This window comes from Chryseobacterium sp. IHB B 17019 (assembly GCF_001456155.1).
Taxonomy (GTDB): domain Bacteria; phylum Bacteroidota; class Bacteroidia; order Flavobacteriales; family Weeksellaceae; genus Chryseobacterium.
In genome coordinates, this window is the sequence record NZ_CP013293.1 from 2956719 (window position 1) to 2976923 (window position 20205).

Below are 20205 nucleotides of genomic sequence, written 5' to 3' on the forward strand. Positions count from 1 at the left end.
GTGTAGGATTTTAGATTTTGAGCGTCATTGCGCAAGAATAATATTTATATAAATTACAAATTTTCTTCCCCTTCAATCCTTTTCTTGAAAGTTTCAATTGTATCTTGTAAAGATTCGTTAGATTTTCCGCCCGCTGCATTAATGTGGCCTCCTCCACTGAAATACTTCCTTGAAAACTGGTTTACATCCATATCATCTTTACTCCTGAAAGAAATTTTGATGAAATCTTCATATAGATCTTCCATGAAAAAAGCGGCCATTTTTACTCCTAGAATACTTAACCCATAATTCACGAAACCTTCCGTATCACCTTTCTGGAAGCCATATTCTTTCAATTCTTCTCTTGTAAGATATAAAACAGCAACAGTTCCGTCTTTTACCACTTCAATTCTTCCTAAAATTAAAGCTAATAAATGCAAACGTGAAACCGTATTCGTGTCCCATGTGCTTGAAGTTATGATCGCTGGATCTGCTCCTTTTTCAATTAAATTAGCAATAATCCTGTGTGTTGTTGCGCTCGTGGAACGGAAACGGAAACCACCCGTATCGGTCATAATTCCCGTATAAAGGCACTCCGCAATATCTTTGTTGACCAGTTTTTCATCGTCCATCGCTTCAATCAAATGATAAATCATCTGGCAGGTCGCAGGAATAACGGTATCGGAATACACAAAATCAAATTTTTCAGGCTGCTGATGGTGGTCGATAAGGATTTTCTTTCCTTTCGCATTGGTCAGCCAGTCACCCAGCAAACCGATTCTTGAAGGAGAATTAAAATCCAGGCAAAAAATAACATCCGCTTCATGGATCAGGTCAGAAGCAACTTTTCTTTTGTATTCAGCGATCAGCGCTTTTTTGGCTTCAGGCATCCATTTCAGGAACTTTGGAAAATCATTCGGAACGATCACTTCAGCAAAAATTCCTTTTGCTTTCAAATAATGTTTTAAACCAAGGCTAGAACCAATTGCATCACCATCCGGATTGTAATGGGTAAGAATCACTATTTTGTTTTCTGGAGTAAGTAATGTATTGATTTCTAAAAGTTCTGCTGGTGTAAACATCATTGTGTTTATTTTTTCTTAAATTTGAGTCTTCAAAGATAGAGCTTTTAAATAAATCCTTTGTCATTATTTTTGATTATAGAAAAATTCGTTAGCAATCAGGTCTGATAAATAGCTGATAAAAAAACATAGCAAAAAATTAAAAAAAAGGTGAGTAAAGTTTGCAACTTTTAAAAAAAACCATATCTTTGCAACCTGAAAATTAATAGATAATTACGATTTAAACATATAGTAATGAGTAAAAGAACATTCCAGCCATCAGAAAGAAAAAGAAGAAACAAACACGGTTTCAGAGAAAGAATGTCTACGCCAAATGGAAGAAGAGTTTTGGCTGCGAGAAGAGCTAAAGGCAGAAAGAGTTTAACTGTAAGTGCATCACGCGCTAAGAGATAATCTTTTTATTATCATATACAAATCATGCTTGAAAAGAAGTTTTTCAGGCATTTTTTGTTGTTAAAATTTCCTAAAATTTAGGTTCTTTATTCTTCTTTTTCCTATTTTTAAAATCTGAAAAAATATTTTAGAAATAGCACTTTTTAAAACTGAATTATGCCACATACACATATTGCCGGAGATAATATCATAAGTTTGCAAAACGCGAAAATTGCGCAGAAAAGCTTCACTGTACTTTCTGATGTAAACCTGAACATCAAAAAAGGAAGATTCTGCTATCTTATCGGAAAAACAGGCTCCGGGAAAAGTTCACTTTTAAAGACCTTGTACGGGCATATTCCTTTGGCAGCAGGACATGGAGCGGTAGTAGGCTTTGATCTTGAAAAGATGAAAACTTCCGATGTTCCAAACCTTCGAAGAAAATTAGGAATTGTTTTCCAGGATTTTCAATTGCTTTCCGACAGAACAGTTGAAAAAAACTTAAGATTCGTGCTTGAAGCAACAGGCTGGAACGATAAGGTAAAAATGGAAGACCGTATCAACGAAGTTCTGGGAAGTGTAAACATGAAAAGTAAAAAGCACAAAATGCCTCATGAGCTTTCCGGAGGGGAACAGCAGCGTGTGGCGATTGCCAGAGCTTTATTAAATCATCCTGACTTAATTTTAGCGGATGAGCCTACAGGAAATCTTGACCCTGAAACATCCAACGAAATTATGACTTTACTAAAGCAGGTAGCCCTTGAAAACGGAGCTGCTGTGGTAATGGCAACACATGATTATCACATGATCCAAAATTTCCCAGGTGAGGCGATCAGATGTGAAGATGGAAAAGTTTCCGTATTGGATACGGCAGAGTTATTTGAATAGTAAATAATTAAGAGATTGAGAAATTTAGATATACTAAGTTCTAAAATCTAATTTCTACTTTTAAAAATATGAAACTCCTTCGTGAGTTCAAGATATTGGTCCGAGTATTGTCTCGGACTTTTTTCTATGATAAATTCTGATTCTTTGGGAGCTTTTTTAGTTAAAGAAAATTCAAGAATTAATCTTTTTGTTTTTGAATTTTCAATGCCTTTAATATTAATTTTCTTTATTAAAAACAATTGATTTTCTTTAGCAATTTCAATAAAATCATTACCGGCTTCTGCAGGAATTATCACCGAGAATATTCCGTTTTCTGAAAGTAATTCTGATGATTTTGAGATAAGCTGTTTAAAATTTAGTTCAACCGTTTGTCTCGCAATTTTATCCTTTTCCGATTCTGAAGCTTCAAAATAAGGTGGATTTGAAACAATTAAATCAAAGTTTTTATCCATATCAAAGTTTTTAAAATCACAATGGATGTTTTTTAACCTTGATTTAAAAGGAGAGTTTTCAAAATTAAATTTCGTGAGATCAGCCGCTTTTTCATTAATATCAATTCCTAAAAATTGGGCATTAGAATTTCTTTGAGCCAGCATTAACGAAATCAAGCCCGTTCCGGTTCCTATTTCCAGAACATTTAAAGCATTGTTAACTGTTGCCATAGAGCCCAACAAAACTCCGTCTGTTCCTACACGGAAGACGTTTTTTGACTGTTGAATTTCGAATTGCTTAAAAGTAAAGGGTTTCACTATAAATTTGTTGGCAATGTAATGGTAAAGGTAGAGCCTTTTCCAACTTCGGATTTTACGGTAATTTCTCCTTTATAATCTTCTACCATTTTCCTTACCATGGATAATCCAAGCCCCATTCCGCTGTTTTTTGAAGTGAAATTAGGTTCAAAAATTCTCTCAAATATATTCTCCGGAATACCGATTCCATTGTCCTGAACAGAGATCATAACTCTTCTCTGATGCTGCTCTACATCTACGTTAATAATGAGTTTTCTTTCTTCGCTTTCTGCCTGTTTTGCATTGGTTACGAGATTCGTGATAATTCTGGACAGATAAATCCTATCCATATTGATCATGATATTATTTTTATTGGAGTGCATAAAAATACTATCATCATTAAACACACGAAGGATATCCTCAACTTCATTATTCAAATTAATTACCTCATTATTTTTTTCGGGAAGCTTTGCAAATTCTGAGAAGGCAGAAGCTACAGTTGCGATTAAATCAATCTGATCAACCATTGTTTTGCTCATTTGTTTTACGCGTTCTCTGATGTTCGGATCTTCAGGATCAAATTTTCTTTCAAAATTCTGGATGGTAAGTTTCATTGGTGTCAGAGGGTTTTTCACCTCATGAGCGACTTGTTTTGCCATTTCTCTCCATGCTTCTTCCGATGCTTTAAAACGAAGTCTTTCTTTCTGATCCTGAATTTGTAGAATCATTCTGTTATAGGCTCTTGCCAAAGCATTCAATTCATCGTTTTTGTAATACCTGATTGGGCGCATCTCATTCTCAAACAATGTAATACGGGTAATCATATCAGAAAACTTAGTGATATTTTTCGCTAGACTGTTCGACATCACCCAGCTGAACCAAATACTGAATAAAATTAAGAAAATATCAACAAGAATAATATATTTTACATATTTGGAAAGAACTTCCATATAAGCAGACTCGTTATGATAAAGAGGAATATAAACGATCGCAATAGGCTCCAGCTCATTATTTTTTAAAATCAGATAAGAAGATGTAAGCCCTGCCTCTTTAGCGGCATCATAACCTTTGATGTCAACCCTTGCATCGGTTGACAAAATTTTATTGACAATATTAAGAGGAATTGTTTTCTGCTCAACGAGACTTTTATCTTTATTGGAAAGCAGATAGTTTCCCTTCAGATCATAAAGGACAATGTCATGCTGATTGATATCTGCAATTTCGAAGATCTTATTACTTAAAACAACAGGAAGATCTTCAGTATCAATGGTTGCCCGGCTCACTGCATAATCCAGATACCTCATGACGGCACTGGTTTTATCATGCATATCAATCTCGCTTTGCTTTAGGGAATTATCCCTTAAAACAAAATAAGGAACAAGCGACGAAGCAACAACACTTAAAAGACATACCAGCAAAAAACCAAAAAAAACGCGGTTTCTTAAGCTATATCCTTTATACATATTTAATGACATTCTGTTTATTAATTAACTTAGCAATATACTTACCAATTATATCAAATTCTAAATTAACTTTATCTCCAGATTTCAAATATTTCATGTTTGTAAATTCCCAGGTATATGGAATGATTGCCACAGAAAACTGTGTTTCTTCGCTTTTTGCAACAGTTAAGCTGATTCCGTTTACAGTAATTGACCCTTGAGGAACGGTTACAAAACTTCCGTTATCTTCATATTTAATAGTAATAAAATAACTTCCGTCTTTGTTTTCAATGCTCACCACTTCCCCCGTTTTATCAACGTGTCCCTGCACAATATGCCCGTCTAGCCTGCCGTCCATTTTCATGCAACGCTCAAGATTCACGACAGTTCCTATCTCCCATTTTCCGAGATTGGTTTTTTCTAAAGTTTCATTGATGGCCGTTACCACATATTGATCACCTTCAGTTTTCACAACCGTAAGACAACAACCGTTATGGGCAAGGCTTTGATCTATTTTTAATTCATCTGTAAAAGGGCAGGTAAGCGTAAAATCAATATTACTTCCGTTTGTTTCAATTTTCTCAATAACTCCTACTGCTTCAATTATTCCTGTGAACATATTATTTTTTGCTAAATTTGTAAAATTATAATCTTCAAAGATAATCAAAATGAGCCCAAAAAACCATAAAGTACGAGTAGGAATTTCAATTGGAGATTTCAACGGCATCGGTCCCGAAATCATCATGAAGTCCCTGAAAGACAAAACTATTACGGATTTTTTCACTCCAGTAATTTTTGGTTCGGGAAAACTTTTCACCTATCAGAAAAATATTTTTAAGCTAAATTTAAATTTTAATTATATAAATGAAGCTTCGCAGGCTCAGGCAGGAAAACTAAATATGGTAAACCTCGCTAAGGAAAATTCTAATGTAGAGCTTGGAACTCCAACGGAAGAATCCACCAAAATGGCGATTGACTCTCTGGAAGCTGCTACAGAAGCTTTAATGAAGGGAGAAATAGACGTTTTGGTCACCGCCCCTATCAATAAAGACGAAATGATGAAAATGGGCTTTAAACATGCGGGCCACACAGGATATTTTGAAGAAAAATTCAACAAAAAAGGACTGATGTTTTTGGTAACGGAAGATTTGAAAGTTGCCGTTTCAACACATCACATTCCTCTTGCTCAGGTTGCTGAAAATATTTCTAAGGAAAAAATTAAAAAGCAAATCAGGGTTCTGAATCAAACTTTAATTGAAGATTTTAGTATTACAAAACCGAAAATTGCCGTTTTAGGCTTAAATCCACATTCCGGAGACGGTGGCGTAATCGGAAATGAAGAAATAGAAATCATAGCTCCGGCGATTAAAGAGCTTTCAGACAACGGGATTCTGGCTTTCGGGCCTTTTCCGGCGGACAGCTTTTTCCAGCCGAATAAATATAAAAGTTTTGATGCCGTTTTAGCAATGTATCACGATCAGGGGCTGGCTCCATTCAAAACGCTGGCTTATGAAGAAGGAGTGAATTATACAGCGGGACTTCCCTATATAAGAACTTCGCCTGATCATGGGGTTGCCTATGATATTGCGGGACAAAATATTGCCGACGAGCAGAGTTTTACAGAAGCAATTTTTACCGCTATTAAAATTTTTAAAAACAGAATTGAATACAATGATCTTATGAGCAATCGCCTGCAGCCAAGAAAAATGGTTGTAGATAACGGGGTTGACGAAGATCTGCCGGACGATATGGAAGCTTAAATCTTGGAAACAAAGTTTAAGTAAATTTGTTAGAAAATTTATTTGTTATTATAAAAAAATTGCATATTTTTGCACACTCATTTTATGGACAAGTTAAGAAACTACGACGTTAGCTTTTCCGGACTGAAAAACGGTAAGCACGAGTTCAAGTATGAGATAGATAAAGAGTTCTTTCAATTATTTGACACTGAACAGGAATTTACAAATCCTAGAATCGCGGTGGATGTTTTACTTGATAAACACACAACTTTTTTAGAATTTGAGATAAAGATTCATGGGTTGGTGGAATTGGTTTGTGATATTACAAACGATAATTTCGATCATCCTATTGAAAATCAGATCAGGGTTTTGGTAAAGTTTGGGGAAGAATATGATGACAGCGAAGAAGATGTAATCACTATCCCGGCTACCGATCATGCTTTTAATATAGCACAGTTGATTTACGAAAACGTGATGCTTTCCATTCCAATGAAAAAGATATCACCGAACGTAAGTGATGAAGATCTGGAAATCCTGGAAAAATTCAGTCCGAAAGAAAGTGAAGAAGAGGAAGAACATAAAGGCGACCCAAGATGGGACGCATTAAAGAAATTAAAAGATAAAAATTAAATAGTTTAATGATGAGATGATGAATCTCATCGCTCATCAATTAAAAAAGTTATTAGAAAATGGCACATCCAAAGAGAAGACAGTCGTCTACAAGAAGAGATAAGAGAAGAACTCACTATAAAGCTGTAGTTCCTCAATTGGCTAAAGATGCAACAACAGGAGAGCTTCACCTATATCACAGAGCTCACTGGCATGAAGGAAAACTATACTACAGAGGAAAAGTAGTATTAGAAAAAGAAGTAGCTACTACTGAAGAAAACTAAGAGACGCTTTTCATCGAAAAAGCCTCATTTTAATACAAAAACCGCTCAATTTTGATAAAATTTGGCGGTTTTTTGTTGTTTTTTGTGTTTTTTTGGTATCTTTGAGGCAAAATCAAATAACATATTTATGGACATTAAAGACATACAAAATCTTATCAAGTTTGTATCTAAGGCAGAGGTTTCTGAAGTGAAATACAAAACTAAAGATTTCGAAATCACTATTAAAACTCCATTAGCCGGAAGCGAAGTAACTTATGCTCAGCCTGCAGTTTATCACACTGCTCCTCAGCAAGTAGCTGCTGCTCCTGCACCTGCTGCAACTTCGGCGGCTGCACCTGCTGAAAAGGCTGAAGCAGCATCTGACGACAGCAAATATATCGCGATCAAATCTCCTATGATCGGAACTTTCTACAGAAAACCATCTCCTGATAAAGATGTTTTCGTAAACGTTGGTGACGAAGTGTCTATCGGAAAAACGGTTTGTGTAATCGAAGCAATGAAGTTATTCAACCAAATTGAATCTGAAGTAAGCGGAAAAATCGTTAAGATTTTAGTTGATGATGCTACGCCTGTAGAATACGATCAACCTTTATTCTTAGTAGATCCATCATAATTTAGTTAGAAGTTAGAAGTTAGAAATTAGAAGTTAGATAGCTAACTTTTAAGTTTCACACTCATTATCTAATTACCTAATCATCTAATTACCTAATTAAAGTTATGTTCAAAAAAATATTAATTGCCAATCGTGGCGAAATTGCAATGCGTATTTTACGTACTTGTAAAGAAATGGGAATTAAAACCGTTGCGGTTTATTCAACTGCGGATAAAGACAGTCTTCACGTAAGATTTGCTGATGAAGCAGTTTGTATCGGTCCTGCGATGAGTAAAGATTCATATCTGAAAATCCCAAATATTATTGCTGCTGCGGAAATCACAAACGCAGACGCCATCCACCCGGGTTACGGATTCTTATCTGAAAATGCTAATTTCTCAAGAATCTGCCAGAAAAACGGCATCAAATTTATCGGTGCTTCTCCTGAGCAGATCGAAAAAATGGGAGATAAAGCAAATGCGAAAGCTACGATGAAAGCTGCCGGTGTACCATGTGTACCCGGTTCTGACGGCTTGATCGAATCTTACGAACATGCGGTAAAAGTGGCTGAAGAAACCGGTTATCCGGTAATGATTAAAGCTACTGCCGGTGGTGGTGGAAAAGGAATGAGAGCTGTTTGGAAAGCTGAAGACCTGAAAGATCATTGGGAATCTGCAATTCAAGAGGCTGTGGCTGCATTCGGAAACGGAGGTATGTACATGGAAAAGCTGATTGAAGAGCCTAGACATATCGAAATTCAGATTGCAGGTGACCAATATGGTAAAGCTTGCCACCTTTCTGAAAGAGACTGTTCTGTACAAAGAAGAAACCAGAAACTAACGGAAGAAACTCCTTCTCCGTTCATGACGGATGAACTTCGTGAAAAAATGGGTGAAGCAGCTGTAAAAGCAGCGGAATTCATTGGATATGAAGGTGTTGGAACAATCGAATTCCTGGTTGATAAGCACAGAAATTTCTATTTTATGGAAATGAATACGAGAATCCAGGTGGAACACCCTATCACTGAGCAAGTTATAGATTATGACTTAATCAGAGAACAAATTCTTTTAGCTGCCGGAACTCCAATTTCAGGAATCAATTATTATCCAAAATTACATTCCATCGAGTGTAGAATCAACGCGGAAGATCCTTACGCAGATTTCAGACCATCTCCGGGAAAAATCACAGGATTGAATATTCCTGGCGGACACGGAATCAGAGTAGATACTCACGTTTATTCAGGATATACGATTCCTTCTAATTATGACTCAATGATCGCAAAACTGATCACGACGGCTCAAACCCGTGAGGAAGCGATTGCCAAAATGAGAAGAGCATTGGAAGAATTCTATATTGAAGGTGTAAAAACTACCATTCCTTTCCACAGACAACTGATGGATAATGAAGATTATCTTTCAGGAAACTATACTACAAAATTCATGGAGGATTTTGTAATGGATAGAAAATACGATAATCACTAAGATTATTTTTAAATAATATTGAAACCGTCTCATTTTTGAGGCGGTTTTTTAATTAGCCACGTCAAGGTTTGAAATCTTGACATGGCTCTTGCTTATTTTTGGGATTTTTTTATTTTTAACGATTAAAATAACTTTGGCAAAGATTAAAACTTTGATAAAGTTGAGATTGAAAAAGATAGAATAACTGCAACATAGAATTTGTAAGAGCAATATTTTCTAATTCACTTTTCCATTAGCCTTAAAAAGTACTTAAATCCTTCTATTTTCAGTATCAGGCTTCTGTTTATCGTTCTCGTTTATAATGCTTAAATTTGTGGAAAACCTAAAATTTATGTCAACAACAGAAACAGTAAAAAACTCACAGTATTTCATTGACCTTGAAGACCAGTATGGAGCACACAATTATCACCCTCTTCCCGTAGTTTTAGACAAAGGAGAAGGCGTTTTCGTATGGGATGTGGAAGGCAAGAGATATTATGATTTCCTTTCTGCTTATTCTGCTGTAAATCAAGGACATTCTCATCCAAAAATTGTTGAAGCTTTAGTGAATCAGGCTAAAAAATTAGCTTTAACGTCAAGAGCATTTTACAACTCAAATTTGGGAGAATACGAAAAAAAGATCACTACCCTTTTTGGTTTTGATAAAGTATTACCTATGAATTCCGGAGCTGAAGCTGTGGAAACAGCCGTAAAATTAGCCAGAAAATGGAGCTACGAAGTAAAAGGAATTTCAGAAAATTCAGCGAAAATAATTGTTTGCGAAAATAATTTCCACGGAAGAACAACAACTATTGTTTCTTTCTCAAACGATCCGGATGCAAACCAAAATTACGGACCTTTCACCCCTGGTTTTATAAAAATTCCTTACAACGATATTGCAGCTTTAGAACAAGTCTTAAACAGAGAAGCAGGAAATATTGCAGCGTTTTTGGTTGAGCCTATTCAAGGGGAAGCCGGAGTTTATGTTCCGAATGACGGATTTTTGAAAAATGCCTCAGAATTGTGTAAAAAACACAACGTTCTTTTCATTGCAGACGAAGTTCAAACAGGGATCGCAAGAACGGGAAGACTGATCGCTTGTCATCATGAAGATGTTCAGCCTGATATTTTGATTTTGGGTAAAGCACTTTCTGGCGGGATGTATCCGGTTTCGGCTGTGCTAGCGAATAATGAAATCATGAATGTGATTAAGCCTGGTCAACACGGTTCTACTTTTGGAGGAAACCCAATTGCTTGTGCAGTTGCAGTTGCAGCTTTAGATGTTGTAGAGGACGAAAAATTATCAGAAAGAGCTGAAGAATTAGGAAAGTTGTTCAGATCGGAAATTGAAAAAATAATTGAAAAAACTGATTTAATTACAAAAGTAAGAGGAAAAGGTTTATTAAATGCAATTTTAATTAATGATACTCCAGACAGCTCTACCGCGTGGAATCTTTGTGTAAAATTAAAAGAAAACGGGCTTTTGGCGAAACCTACCCACGGAAATATTATAAGATTGGCACCACCTTTGGTAATAACTGAAGAGCAGCTTTTAGACTGCGTCAGAATAATCGAAAAAACCATATTAGAATTTTAAACACAAATGCCACTTTCACTCGCAGTCATTACTTACAATGAAGAAGAAAATATTGTAAGGTTATTAGACTCACTCAAAAACACAGTAGATGAAATTATAATCGTTGATAGCTTTTCAACCGATAAGACCAAAGAGATTTGCTCTCAAAAATATCCTCAGGTAAAATTCTTTGAAAAAAAATTTAATGGGTATGGTGAACAAAAAAACCATGCCCTTGATTTATGTTGCCACGAATGGATCCTGTTTCTGGATGCCGATGAAGTTCCCGATGAAGATTTAAAAGAATCAATACAAATGGTTGTTTCTTCTAAAAACGCGGAATACAATGTTTACAATGCGAAGTTTAACAACCACCTAGGGATCCATACAATAAAATTCGGGGGATGGGGAAATGTTTGCAGGGAAAGACTTTTCAAAAAAGGTTGCGCAAGATATTCCGATGATAAAGTTCATGAATACTTGATTACCGATCAAAAAACAGGACTTTTGGAAGGAAAAATTGACCATTATACCTACAAAAGTATTTTTCATCATATTACCAAGATCAATATTTACTCTTGTATGATGGCTGATAAAATGTTTGAAAAAGGTAAAAAAATAAATCGCTTCAAAATTATTGTAAGCCCTATCTTTGAATTTATTAAAGTTTTTATCTTTAAGCTTGGCTTTCTAGACGGATTCCCAGGATTTTATATTGCTAAAACAATGTCATACTATACTTTTTTAAAATATATTAAATTGTATGAAAAAATCAGGCTGATAGAAATCGAAAAAAAGCAAGGTAAAATCTTATGATTTCTATTGTAATTTTATTTTTAATACTCATTTTTCTGACAGTTTACTTTCGGCTGTACCTTTTTGTATTCCCGAAAAACAGACTGATTATTCTTATGTATCATCAGATCGAAAAGGAAAGTCACGAGGATCTTACTGTGAGCCTTAAAAGCCTTGAACAGCAGTTTGAATATTTAAATAAAAAAAATTACACTTCAAAGTTTTTTTCTGAACTCAACACATTGGGAAAAAAAAGCATTATTCTTACCTTTGACGACGGATATAAAAACAATTTGGATTATCTGCCATCGTTATTGGAAAAGTATGATTTGAAAGCAACTATTTTTATTCCTACAAAATTTATTCAGGAAGGATATAAGGATTACCCCATGATGAGTTTTGAAGACATCAGAAGTTTAAACAAAAAACATTTTGAGATTGCTCTCCACAGTCACAACCATCAGAATTTCAGGGATATTTCTGCTGATTCTATAAAAACAGACTTGGAAACGAATATGCAGATTCTCAATAATGAAGGTATAAATTATTCAAAAGTATTAGCATATCCCTACGGAAAATATCCTAAGAAAACTGTTGAAAAAAAGAAAATTTTTTCGGTTTTAAAAAATTTAGGAATTGAATTTGCAGTAAGAATTGGAAATAAGGTGAATTATTTTCCTACAAATCAGCCATACGAACTGTGTAGAATAGATATAAAAGGCAAAGATTCGTTATTAAAATTCAAATTAAAACTTATCTTTGGAAGATTAAAACTGTTTTAGAAAGATATTAAATTTGATTTTTCTGATCAAACAAAAACGTTATGATGAATATAAGTGGTCTAATCATAACACATAATGAAGAAAAAAATATACAGGAAGTCCTGGATTGTTTTGATTTCTGCGATGAAATAGTAGTAGTAGATTCATACAGTACAGATAAAACTGTAGAAATTGCAAAAAAGCACCCTAATGTAAAGGTTATTCAAAATACATTTGAAGATTTTACAAAACAGAGAAATCTGGCTTTAGATGCAGCAAAAAACGATTGGGTATTATTCCTCGATGGAGATGAAAGAATAACCCCCGAATTAAGAAAAGAAATTATTGAAGAATTAAATAAACCTGAGCAAAAAGATGCCTATTATTTTTACAGGAAATTCTTTTTTGCCAATAAGCCGATTAATTTTTCGGGAACACAATCCGATAAAAATTTCAGGCTTTTCAGAAGATCCAAAGCGAGATATACAGCCGGAAAAAAGGTCCATGAAACGCTTGAAGTAAACGGATCAGTAGGAATTTTAAAGAATAAATTGCTTCATTATTCCGTTTCAGATTATGAGTCTTACCGAAAAAAAATGATTCATTACGGAATTTTAAAAGGAAAAGAATTGGCTGCAAAAGGTAAAAAGTTTAATATTTTAGTTCAATATCTTAAAACGGCTTTTAAGTTTTTTAAGGCATACGTTATGAGACTTGGTATTCTGGACGGAAAAGAAGGATATCAGCTTTCTTTCCTGCAGTCGCTGAGTGTTTTTGAAACTTATGAATCATTAAAAAAAGAGCAAAATTAGTTGAATGAAGATCTGTATCATAAGTTATGACTTCTGGGATTATGATAAGTATATTGTTGACACATTATGCAAACGGGGTATTGATGCACACCATATAAAAATCAGTACCGTTACTCATTCTAACTTTAATGAAAGGGCTGTCAATGCTTTAAGCAAAACTTTTTTAAGCAAAAATTTAAAAACAGAGAAAAGGCAGAAATATGTCCTTGATTCTCTGGAAAAGCTTGGACACCAGGATCAGATTCTGGTTTTGAATCCCGATACCTTCGATCTTTCAACACTCGAAAAAATCAGAAAATATACGGACAGGCTGATCACTTATTTATATGATAATCTTGAGCGGGTTCCGGTAGACGGAAAACTTCATCTTTTTGATAAGATCTTTTCCTTCGATATTATTGATGTTGAAAAGCATGGTTTTGAAAAGATAACCAATTACATCTATCTACCTTTCACTCCGAATGAAAAGCAAAATCCGCAGATGGACCTGTTCTACATCACATCTTATGACAACCGAAGAGTTTCGCTAATCAAACTGCTGGCAAAAAAACTGATCAATCTTGGCCTGAAATTCCAGATCATGGTCATTGGAAAAAAGTCATGGAAACACCAGCTCACCAATATTTTCATTAAGGTTCCTGAGAATTTGTTCCTGATTTTCAGTATCAAAAAAATACCGCATAACGATCTTCCAAAATATTATAAAAATTCAAAAGTTTTACTTGACCTGATGCGTGAAGGGCAATATGGATTGAGCTTCAGGGTTTTTGAGGCCATGTCCCTGGAAAAGAAAATTATCACTGATAATGAAGCCATTAAAGGTTATGATTTCTACAATCCGAATAATATTTTGATTTTAAACGAAAATATTAGTAATCTTGACAAATCTTTCTTTGAAACACCTTACGAAAAAATTCCAAAAGAAATCTATTACAGATATACGCTGGACCACTGGGTAAACAAAGTATTTGGACTGGATAATAAAAACTAAAGGATGGGAATCTTAAAAAAAATAAAAAAACATTTTAAAAGAAAAGAAAAGCTCAAAAATCTTAATACTCAAGATATTATCAATATCAATCTGTATGATGATTCAAAAAAAACGATTCTTTTTGCTTCAAAAGATTTTCCTACCCATGATAAAGATTCCGGCTCCAACAGACTCAAAGAAATTATTTTAATATATAAAGAATTAGGCTACAATTGTATTTTGTTTGCCCCTAATAATTTTGAAGATGATTCTTATGTGAAATTTTATCAACAGCATAATATCATCGTTTTTGTAGAAAATAAGAAGCACGAAAATATTTATTATTTTCTTTCTTCTTTAAAAAATGTAGATTATATCTGGTTTAATGGACCACTTGCATTAAATTTATTCTATAAAAAAATGAAAAGCATTTTACCTCGTACAAAATTTATTTACGATATGGTGGATATTCATTTTTTACGGTATAAAAGAGCTATTGAAATCGAACCGAACCGTTTGTCTTTAAAGAAAAATTATAAACATTTTTTCCGTTTAGAAACCGTTGTTGCCCCTCAACTGGATTACATTATTGCCATTTCTGAAAAAGAAAAAGAAATAATGGGCCAGTATGCTGATAAAAATAAAATCATCACGATTTCAAATATTCATTATCCAAAAATTAAGATTTCGGAAAGAAAAAACTTCCATGAGAGTGAAGGAATTATTTTCATAGGATCAATTCACGAACCCAATATTGATGCCGTGAAATTTTTATATGAAAAAATAATGCCTCTCGTTTGGAAAGAAAATCCGGAACTGGAAGTAAGTGTAATTGGGAATGTTGCGGATAAATTGGATATTAAGCAATATCCTAAATTCAAATTTTTAGGCTTTGTAGAAAGCATTGAAGAACATTTTATGAATTCTAAAATTATGGTGGCCCCTTTGAGGTTTGGAGCCGGTGTGAAAGGAAAAATCGGGCAGGCTTTTGAGTATTTTTTCCCGGTAGTTACTACAGAAATTGGCGCGGAAGGAATGCAGCTCACCGATAAGAAAAATATATTAATTGCCAATGATGAAAAAACTTTTGCAGCAGCTATTCTTGAATTGAATAATAATGAAGAACTTTGGAATACATTACGTGAGAATTCAGTGGACAGCCTTCGGGCTTTTTCTCCGGAAGAAGTAAAAGAAAAACTTAAAACTTTATAATCCATGCAGTTGAGTGTAAATTATCATGGTTTTTTTGACGGAAACTTTGGGATTTCTGAAGCTACCCGATTGAATGCTCTAGCATTGGAAAAGGTTGGAATTAATGTAAATCGCATTAATTATTCGAGTGAAACTTTTGAAAAAGTTGAAAATAATTCTTCCACAAAAATTGAAACTTCAATTAATATTTTTCATATTAATATCAATTTCATTAACGATTTTTTCTCCAAAAACCAAGATTTAGATTTAAAAAATCATTACAATATTATCTACTGGGCGTGGGAATTTCCCGAAGTCTCGGATAAAGTCGTTGAAATTTTAAATGTTTTTGATGAACTTTGGGTTCCCAGCGATTTCTGCGTCAACATTTTTACAAAATATACGGGAATTCCTGTCATCAGATTTTCTCACCCTATTCAAAAGCTTGAGGATTCAAAAGATTTTGATAAGACACAATACAATATTCCTCAACATTCAAAGATATATCTTACCATTTTCGATTCTCTGAGCACAACCATCAGAAAGAATCCGGAAGCTACTTTGGAGGCTTTTACAACCGTTTTTAAGGATGATAAAGAAAGCGTTCTAGTCGTAAAAACCCACAATCTCGAAAGAAGTAAGGACGCTCAAAAAGCTCTGGAAAAATATAACAATATTCCGAATATTATCATTATCAATGAACATTTTTCAAAAGAAAAGCTTCACTCTTTAATTCAGCAATCGGATGTTTTGATTTCGCTTCACGGTTCGGAAGGCTTTGGACTTACAATGGCGGAAGCAATGGCGTACGGAAAAATTGTAATGGGAACAGGCTATTCCGGAAACCTGGATTTTATGAATGTAAACAACAGCCTTTTAGTTCAATATGATTTCATCAAAACATCGAATACGAAAGGCTTAATTGATGAAGGGCTTACTCTTGCAAAACCACGACTGCAGGATGCTGTAGCGAAATTGCTATATATTAAAAATAATTTTAATGCTTTAGATCACTTTAGAGAAAACGCAAAATCGCAAATTGAAAATAATTTTTCATTAGAAACCATCGGAGAATTATTTAAAATAAGACTGGGCTTTATTAATAATTTTGACAAAGAAGATAAAGGCAGCAATGATGTGAATAATGTTTTCTATTTAAGCGAAATTGAAAAATTAAATAAACGAATTAACTATCTTGAACGAACCGTTTACAATAAAATTAGAAATAAAGTGAACGATTTTCTTAAGAAGATAAAAGGCAGGAAATAATTTATTTCTTGTCTTTTCTATTTCTGATATACATTTTGATATTGTAAATAAACTGAATCGGGGCACTTTTCTTATAAATTCTAAGATCCTTTTTCAGTAAAATATTTTCTACGTATAGCTTAATTAATGTTGATTTATTTTGTTTGATTCTATCTTCTGACAAAAGTTCTTCACTTCTTTTTTTGATAAGCCCTCCTACTCTTTTCAGTGAAAGATTACTAACAATAGTTTGCTGTCCTTTTTCTGCTTTTTCCTGAACATCATCGCTTCCTTCGTAGACCGTTTTCAAATATTCCCCGGCTTCTTTTAATGAAGGTTCAGACCAAATTGTATTAGAATTATAATTAAGATCATCAGAGCCGTATGATATTTTTTCACCCTCAACTAGAAAGCTGTTGTCTGCATTCATAAACTCTAGATTCCCGGAATATCCGGTTGCGATTACAGGCTTTTTGAAGTACATTGCCTCCGCCATTGTAAGCCCAAAACCTTCCGATCTGTGAAGCGAAATGTAGCTGTCACAATTGCTGATGATATAATTTAAAGCGTTTTTATCAAAGATCTTTTCAACAATTTTTATCTTTTTTGATTCTCCTATTTCTTTTAAAATTTGTTCTTTCTCAGAAGGAAATTTTGTAGAACGGGAAGTTTTTATCGTCAAAAAAGCATTGTTATCATCCTGATCAAAGGTTTTACGGAAGATCTTAATTAAATTAATCACATTCTTCCTTTCAATAGAACTGTTGTAATCAAAAATGAAAAGAAAATTAAAAAAATTCTTATCATAAAACTTCAATGCATCTTCATCATCCGTTGGCTGTAAGTCAATATTGATCGGATGAGGAATCACTTGTACCGGAAGACTGACATATTTTTCAATACATTCTTTACAATAGGTTGACGGCGTCCAGATTTCATCAAAAAGATTCATGTTCATCACATAATCTTCGGGAATAGTTTCCGATTCCCAGGCCATATAAAGAATATTATACTTATCCCTGAAAAAAGAATGATCGAAATAATCAAAGAAATTAGGCGTTTCAGACGGAGAAATCTGGATTAGATTAATCGGATGTGGTGCATGATCAGAGAATTCCGTGAAAGTAAGATCATTATTATTATGATTGGTTTTTACACTATAATTAATCAGGCTTATGGGAAGACCGACAGACTGTATCGCCTTGCAATTCAATCTTGTAGCTTCTGCAATACCAAATTCACCATTAATAAATCCAAAAACATTAATTCCTAATTCTGCCATTCTTGTTGTATATTAAACTGATTAATCTTCTAACGTTTCATAAAAATCATTTTGTTTTTTCTGTCTTTCAAAATTCTTTTTATGTATTAAAGATAATTTATAATCTTTCGGCACTTCCGTAAAATTTTTATTTCCATATAAAACTTCATGAACCTTATTCTTCCAGAAGATTTTCTTGTTGTTTTTTATGATTCTTGCCTGGTAATCCGGAAAATTGATGTAGCCTTCTTCATTCATATCCCAACCCATTTCCTTCACATATTCTTCAGTAATACCTTCAACAATATTGATTCTCGGAACAAAAAAAACTTCCACACTTTTTTCCTTTCTCAGGTAAGATTTTAATGTTTTTATGAAATGTTCGGTAGGATATTCATCCGCATCAATCTGGAAAAGATATCTCGAACTCGAATTTTCAATAAGCTTGTTCTTAAAAGTGGCAAAATCACCATTCAATTTTGTTTCAATAACTTTTATTTTCGGCTGATACTCTTCCAGCAGTTCACCTACTTTCTGATCCGGATTTGTAATATCGCGAAGAATAAGAATCTCATCATTCTTATCGATAAGTGGCAATAGCAGGTCGAGAAGAATCCTTAATTCCTGATGTTCATTACAGACCGTAATCCCGTAAGTAATCGTAATTGGTTTTAAAAAATCAAGCATTATTTCTGGTTATTAATTGTTTTTCGTAAGAATTGTCGTTCAATATTTCTATCGTCAGGTTATTGACTTTAAAAGTATTATCCTTTGTAAAAAGTTTCTGTAAAAAATTTTTCTTTGAGTTTTTAAGATCATCAATAATGTCTGAAAGGTTCCTGAAAGTATACATATTTTTTTCGGAAAACTTTTTTGCATCAAATCTTATCATGATATCATCAGAAAAACCGGAGTTTTTAGACCTGAACTTTTCTTTTAAATCAAATAAAGTATTTTTTTGTTCTTCATTAATATATTGTTCTGGATTAAAATCAGAATAAATATGATCAACAAATATTTCCAAATTTTTTATGGCATCTTCGTTCGGGTTTTCCAGGATCAATCCGATGTTTAATTTCTTTTTTGTTTTTGATTGATTGAAAAATCCCCATTTACGCAAGAAATTCCTCAATGAATTTTCCTCTATTTTTTTTGTCCGATTTTGAAATTCCTCAGAAAATCTTGATGTTTTACTTACAAAATGATACACTATTGCGTTAGGGCAAACAAATGTTTTTTCTCCGGACATCCTTAATCTTAAAATCAGATCATCATCTTCACAAAACATGGGATTAAAAAGTGGGTCCAGGCCATTTACCTTTTGTAAGACATCTTTTTTTGCAGCAAGGAAGAAACTTACATCATTAGTATATTCGCCTTTTTGTTTTTCCTGAACCTTTTCAAATTGAAAAAAATTATCAAACTGAAAAGTTTCAAAATCACTTCCAAAATCCTGAATTTCTTTCCAAAGCCTCTTGTCGGAAGCAAAAATGGGCGGTTCTACAACTTTATAATAAACAAGATTGTGCTCTTTTAACGAAATTTCAAGTTCTGATAAAAAATTTCTTCCAATAACCATGTCGTTGTGTAAAAAACAAACGTAATCTTTAGTAGAAATTTCAATCGCCTTGTTGTAAGTATCTGAAAGTGTTTTGCCTTCAGCGCTGGAAAAATAAACAAGATTTTCGTCTTTTAGAGAAGTAAGCCATTCATGCGTTCCGTCAGAACTTCCATAGCTCACAAAAACAATTTCCGTCTCAGGATAATTTTCCCTTATTGACTGATAACAGCTTTTAGAAAACTCCAGATTGTTTTTTAATCCTATTAAAAGCGAAATATTATTATCCATTATTTATTCCTGTTGTCGTTTTATTCTTAGGAAATACAAATGTAAATATTAAGATAAAAAAAACAGTAAAAATCCTGCAATTCTTACTGTTTTAAATTATTGTTGATTTATTATCTAATTAATTTCTGTCGTAATCATCTTCAATCCTCACAATATCATCCTCCCCAAAATACGTTCCCGTCTGCACTTCAATGAAAACAACAGGCTTATCAGAAAGATTCATCATTCTGTGTTTCGCGCCAAGAGGGATGAAAATACTCTCACCATATTTCAGGTTGATTTCCTTATCATCCAGGACCACAGTGGCATCTCCTTCGATAACTGTCCACTGTTCCTGTCTTTTGTGGTGATACTGATAAGATAATTTCTGTCCCGGATTTACTTCTATCCTTTTTAATTTATAGTTGGGTTCATCTGCTAAAACAAAATATTTTCCCCACGGTCTTTCTCCTATTTCTAACATAATTTACTTTTTATAAATACAAATGTAAATATTCAAAACAAAAAAGCCAATAACACAAACATTAAACCTGCTTAAAACACATAATTTTAAGTAAATTTGCATCA

At 33.7% G+C, this 20205-nt stretch carries 22 protein-coding genes; 14 read left to right on the forward strand and 8 right to left on the reverse strand.

Annotation, left to right across the window (positions count from 1 at the left end; translation table 11 throughout):
- Positions 1-53: 53 nt before the first annotated feature.
- Entirely contained in the window at positions 54-1061 is a 1008-nt protein-coding gene (locus tag ATE47_RS13645) for a DHH family phosphoesterase (protein ID WP_062162484.1), read from the reverse strand.
- Between the two features lie 234 nt (positions 1062-1295).
- On the opposite strand from ATE47_RS13645, the gene rpmH reads away from it, so the two are divergent.
- Together rpmH and ATE47_RS13655 are read left to right on the forward strand one after the other, a co-directional pair.
- Positions 1296-1454: a 50S ribosomal protein L34 gene (rpmH, locus tag ATE47_RS13650; RefSeq protein ID WP_007843334.1), complete on the forward strand. Its 159-nt coding sequence runs from the start codon at positions 1296-1298 to the stop codon at positions 1452-1454.
- Positions 1455-1610: 156 nt separating this feature from the next.
- Entirely contained in the window at positions 1611-2321 is a 711-nt protein-coding gene (locus ATE47_RS13655; protein ID WP_062162485.1) for a cell division ATP-binding protein FtsE, read from the forward strand.
- 47 nt (positions 2322-2368) lie between these two features.
- Here the strand turns inward: ATE47_RS13655 and ATE47_RS13660 are convergent, their stop codons facing one another.
- Genes ATE47_RS13660 through ATE47_RS13670 form a run of 3 tightly spaced genes read right to left on the reverse strand, consistent with a single transcriptional unit; the run spans position 2369 to position 5110 of the window.
- A complete protein-coding gene (locus ATE47_RS13660) occupies positions 2369-3070 on the reverse strand; it encodes a tRNA1(Val) (adenine(37)-N6)-methyltransferase (RefSeq protein ID WP_062162486.1) in 702 nt (233 codons plus the stop codon).
- A complete protein-coding gene (locus ATE47_RS13665) occupies positions 3070-4512 on the reverse strand; it encodes a sensor histidine kinase (RefSeq protein ID WP_228376279.1) in 1443 nt (480 codons plus the stop codon). Before ATE47_RS13665 ends, ATE47_RS13660 begins: the two co-directional genes overlap by 1 nt.
- Entirely contained in the window at positions 4505-5110 is a 606-nt protein-coding gene (locus ATE47_RS13670; RefSeq protein ID WP_062163560.1) for a riboflavin synthase, read from the reverse strand. The genes ATE47_RS13665 and ATE47_RS13670 overlap by 8 nt, the downstream gene beginning before the upstream one ends.
- Before the next feature lie 49 nt (positions 5111-5159).
- Here ATE47_RS13670 and pdxA point away from each other — a divergent pair, with 49 nt between their 5' ends.
- The 12 genes from pdxA to ATE47_RS13730 all read left to right on the forward strand — a co-directional run bounded on the left by pdxA (position 5160) and on the right by ATE47_RS13730 (position 16549).
- The gene (gene pdxA / locus ATE47_RS13675; RefSeq protein WP_062162488.1) at positions 5160-6251 is read left to right on the forward strand and encodes a 4-hydroxythreonine-4-phosphate dehydrogenase PdxA; all 1092 of its coding nucleotides are present in this window, start codon (positions 5160-5162) and stop codon (positions 6249-6251) included.
- Between the two features lie 84 nt (positions 6252-6335).
- The gene (locus ATE47_RS13680) at positions 6336-6860 is read left to right on the forward strand and encodes a YceD family protein (RefSeq protein WP_062162489.1); all 525 of its coding nucleotides are present in this window, start codon (positions 6336-6338) and stop codon (positions 6858-6860) included.
- 59 nt (positions 6861-6919) lie between these two features.
- The gene (gene rpmF / locus ATE47_RS13685) at positions 6920-7123 is read left to right on the forward strand and encodes a 50S ribosomal protein L32 (RefSeq protein ID WP_007843326.1); all 204 of its coding nucleotides are present in this window, start codon (positions 6920-6922) and stop codon (positions 7121-7123) included.
- A 127-nt stretch (positions 7124-7250) separates the two neighbouring features.
- Positions 7251-7736 (forward strand): acetyl-CoA carboxylase biotin carboxyl carrier protein, encoded by a 486-nt coding sequence (gene accB / locus ATE47_RS13690; protein WP_062162490.1) that lies wholly within the window; start codon positions 7251-7253, stop codon positions 7734-7736.
- Between the two features lie 104 nt (positions 7737-7840).
- Complete coding sequence (gene accC, locus ATE47_RS13695) at positions 7841-9196, forward strand: acetyl-CoA carboxylase biotin carboxylase subunit (RefSeq protein ID WP_062162491.1); 1356 nt, start codon at positions 7841-7843, stop codon at positions 9194-9196.
- A 331-nt stretch (positions 9197-9527) separates the two neighbouring features.
- Positions 9528-10772 (forward strand): ornithine--oxo-acid transaminase, encoded by a 1245-nt coding sequence (rocD, locus tag ATE47_RS13700; RefSeq protein ID WP_062163561.1) that lies wholly within the window; start codon positions 9528-9530, stop codon positions 10770-10772.
- 6 nt (positions 10773-10778) lie between these two features.
- Positions 10779-11567, forward strand: coding sequence for a glycosyltransferase family 2 protein (locus ATE47_RS13705; protein WP_062162492.1), 789 nt, complete (start codon positions 10779-10781; stop codon positions 11565-11567).
- Positions 11564-12328 carry a polysaccharide deacetylase family protein gene (locus tag ATE47_RS13710; protein ID WP_082632605.1) on the forward strand — a complete coding sequence of 255 codons (765 nt, stop codon included), beginning with the start codon at positions 11564-11566 and terminating at the stop codon, positions 12326-12328. Before ATE47_RS13705 ends, ATE47_RS13710 begins: the two co-directional genes overlap by 4 nt.
- Positions 12329-12369: 41 nt before the next feature.
- Complete coding sequence (locus tag ATE47_RS13715; RefSeq protein WP_062162494.1) at positions 12370-13119, forward strand: glycosyltransferase family 2 protein; 750 nt, start codon at positions 12370-12372, stop codon at positions 13117-13119.
- A gap of 4 nt (positions 13120-13123) precedes the next feature.
- On the forward strand, positions 13124-14110 hold the full coding sequence (locus ATE47_RS13720; RefSeq protein ID WP_062162495.1) for a glycosyltransferase family protein: 987 nt from the start codon (positions 13124-13126) through the stop codon (positions 14108-14110).
- Between the two features lie 3 nt (positions 14111-14113).
- Positions 14114-15301, forward strand: coding sequence for a glycosyltransferase family 4 protein (locus ATE47_RS13725; protein ID WP_062162496.1), 1188 nt, complete (start codon positions 14114-14116; stop codon positions 15299-15301).
- 3 nt (positions 15302-15304) lie between these two features.
- Complete coding sequence (locus ATE47_RS13730) at positions 15305-16549, forward strand: glycosyltransferase (RefSeq protein ID WP_062162497.1); 1245 nt, start codon at positions 15305-15307, stop codon at positions 16547-16549.
- A gap of 1 nt (position 16550) precedes the next feature.
- On the opposite strand, the gene ATE47_RS13735 is transcribed toward ATE47_RS13730, so the two are convergent.
- The 4 genes from ATE47_RS13735 to ATE47_RS13750 all read right to left on the reverse strand — a co-directional run bounded on the left by ATE47_RS13735 (position 16551) and on the right by ATE47_RS13750 (position 20101).
- Positions 16551-17810, reverse strand: a complete 1260-nt coding sequence (locus ATE47_RS13735; RefSeq protein ID WP_062162498.1) for a glycosyltransferase — start codon at positions 17808-17810, stop codon at positions 16551-16553.
- Positions 17811-17831: 21 nt separating this feature from the next.
- Positions 17832-18476 (reverse strand): glycosyltransferase, encoded by a 645-nt coding sequence (locus ATE47_RS13740; protein WP_062162499.1) that lies wholly within the window; start codon positions 18474-18476, stop codon positions 17832-17834.
- On the reverse strand, positions 18469-19638 hold the full coding sequence (locus ATE47_RS13745) for a glycosyltransferase family 2 protein (RefSeq protein ID WP_062162500.1): 1170 nt from the start codon (positions 19636-19638) through the stop codon (positions 18469-18471). Before ATE47_RS13745 ends, ATE47_RS13740 begins: the two co-directional genes overlap by 8 nt.
- A gap of 118 nt (positions 19639-19756) precedes the next feature.
- Entirely contained in the window at positions 19757-20101 is a 345-nt protein-coding gene (locus ATE47_RS13750; protein ID WP_062162501.1) for a phosphomannose isomerase type II C-terminal cupin domain, read from the reverse strand.
- Positions 20102-20205 lie beyond the last annotated feature (104 nt).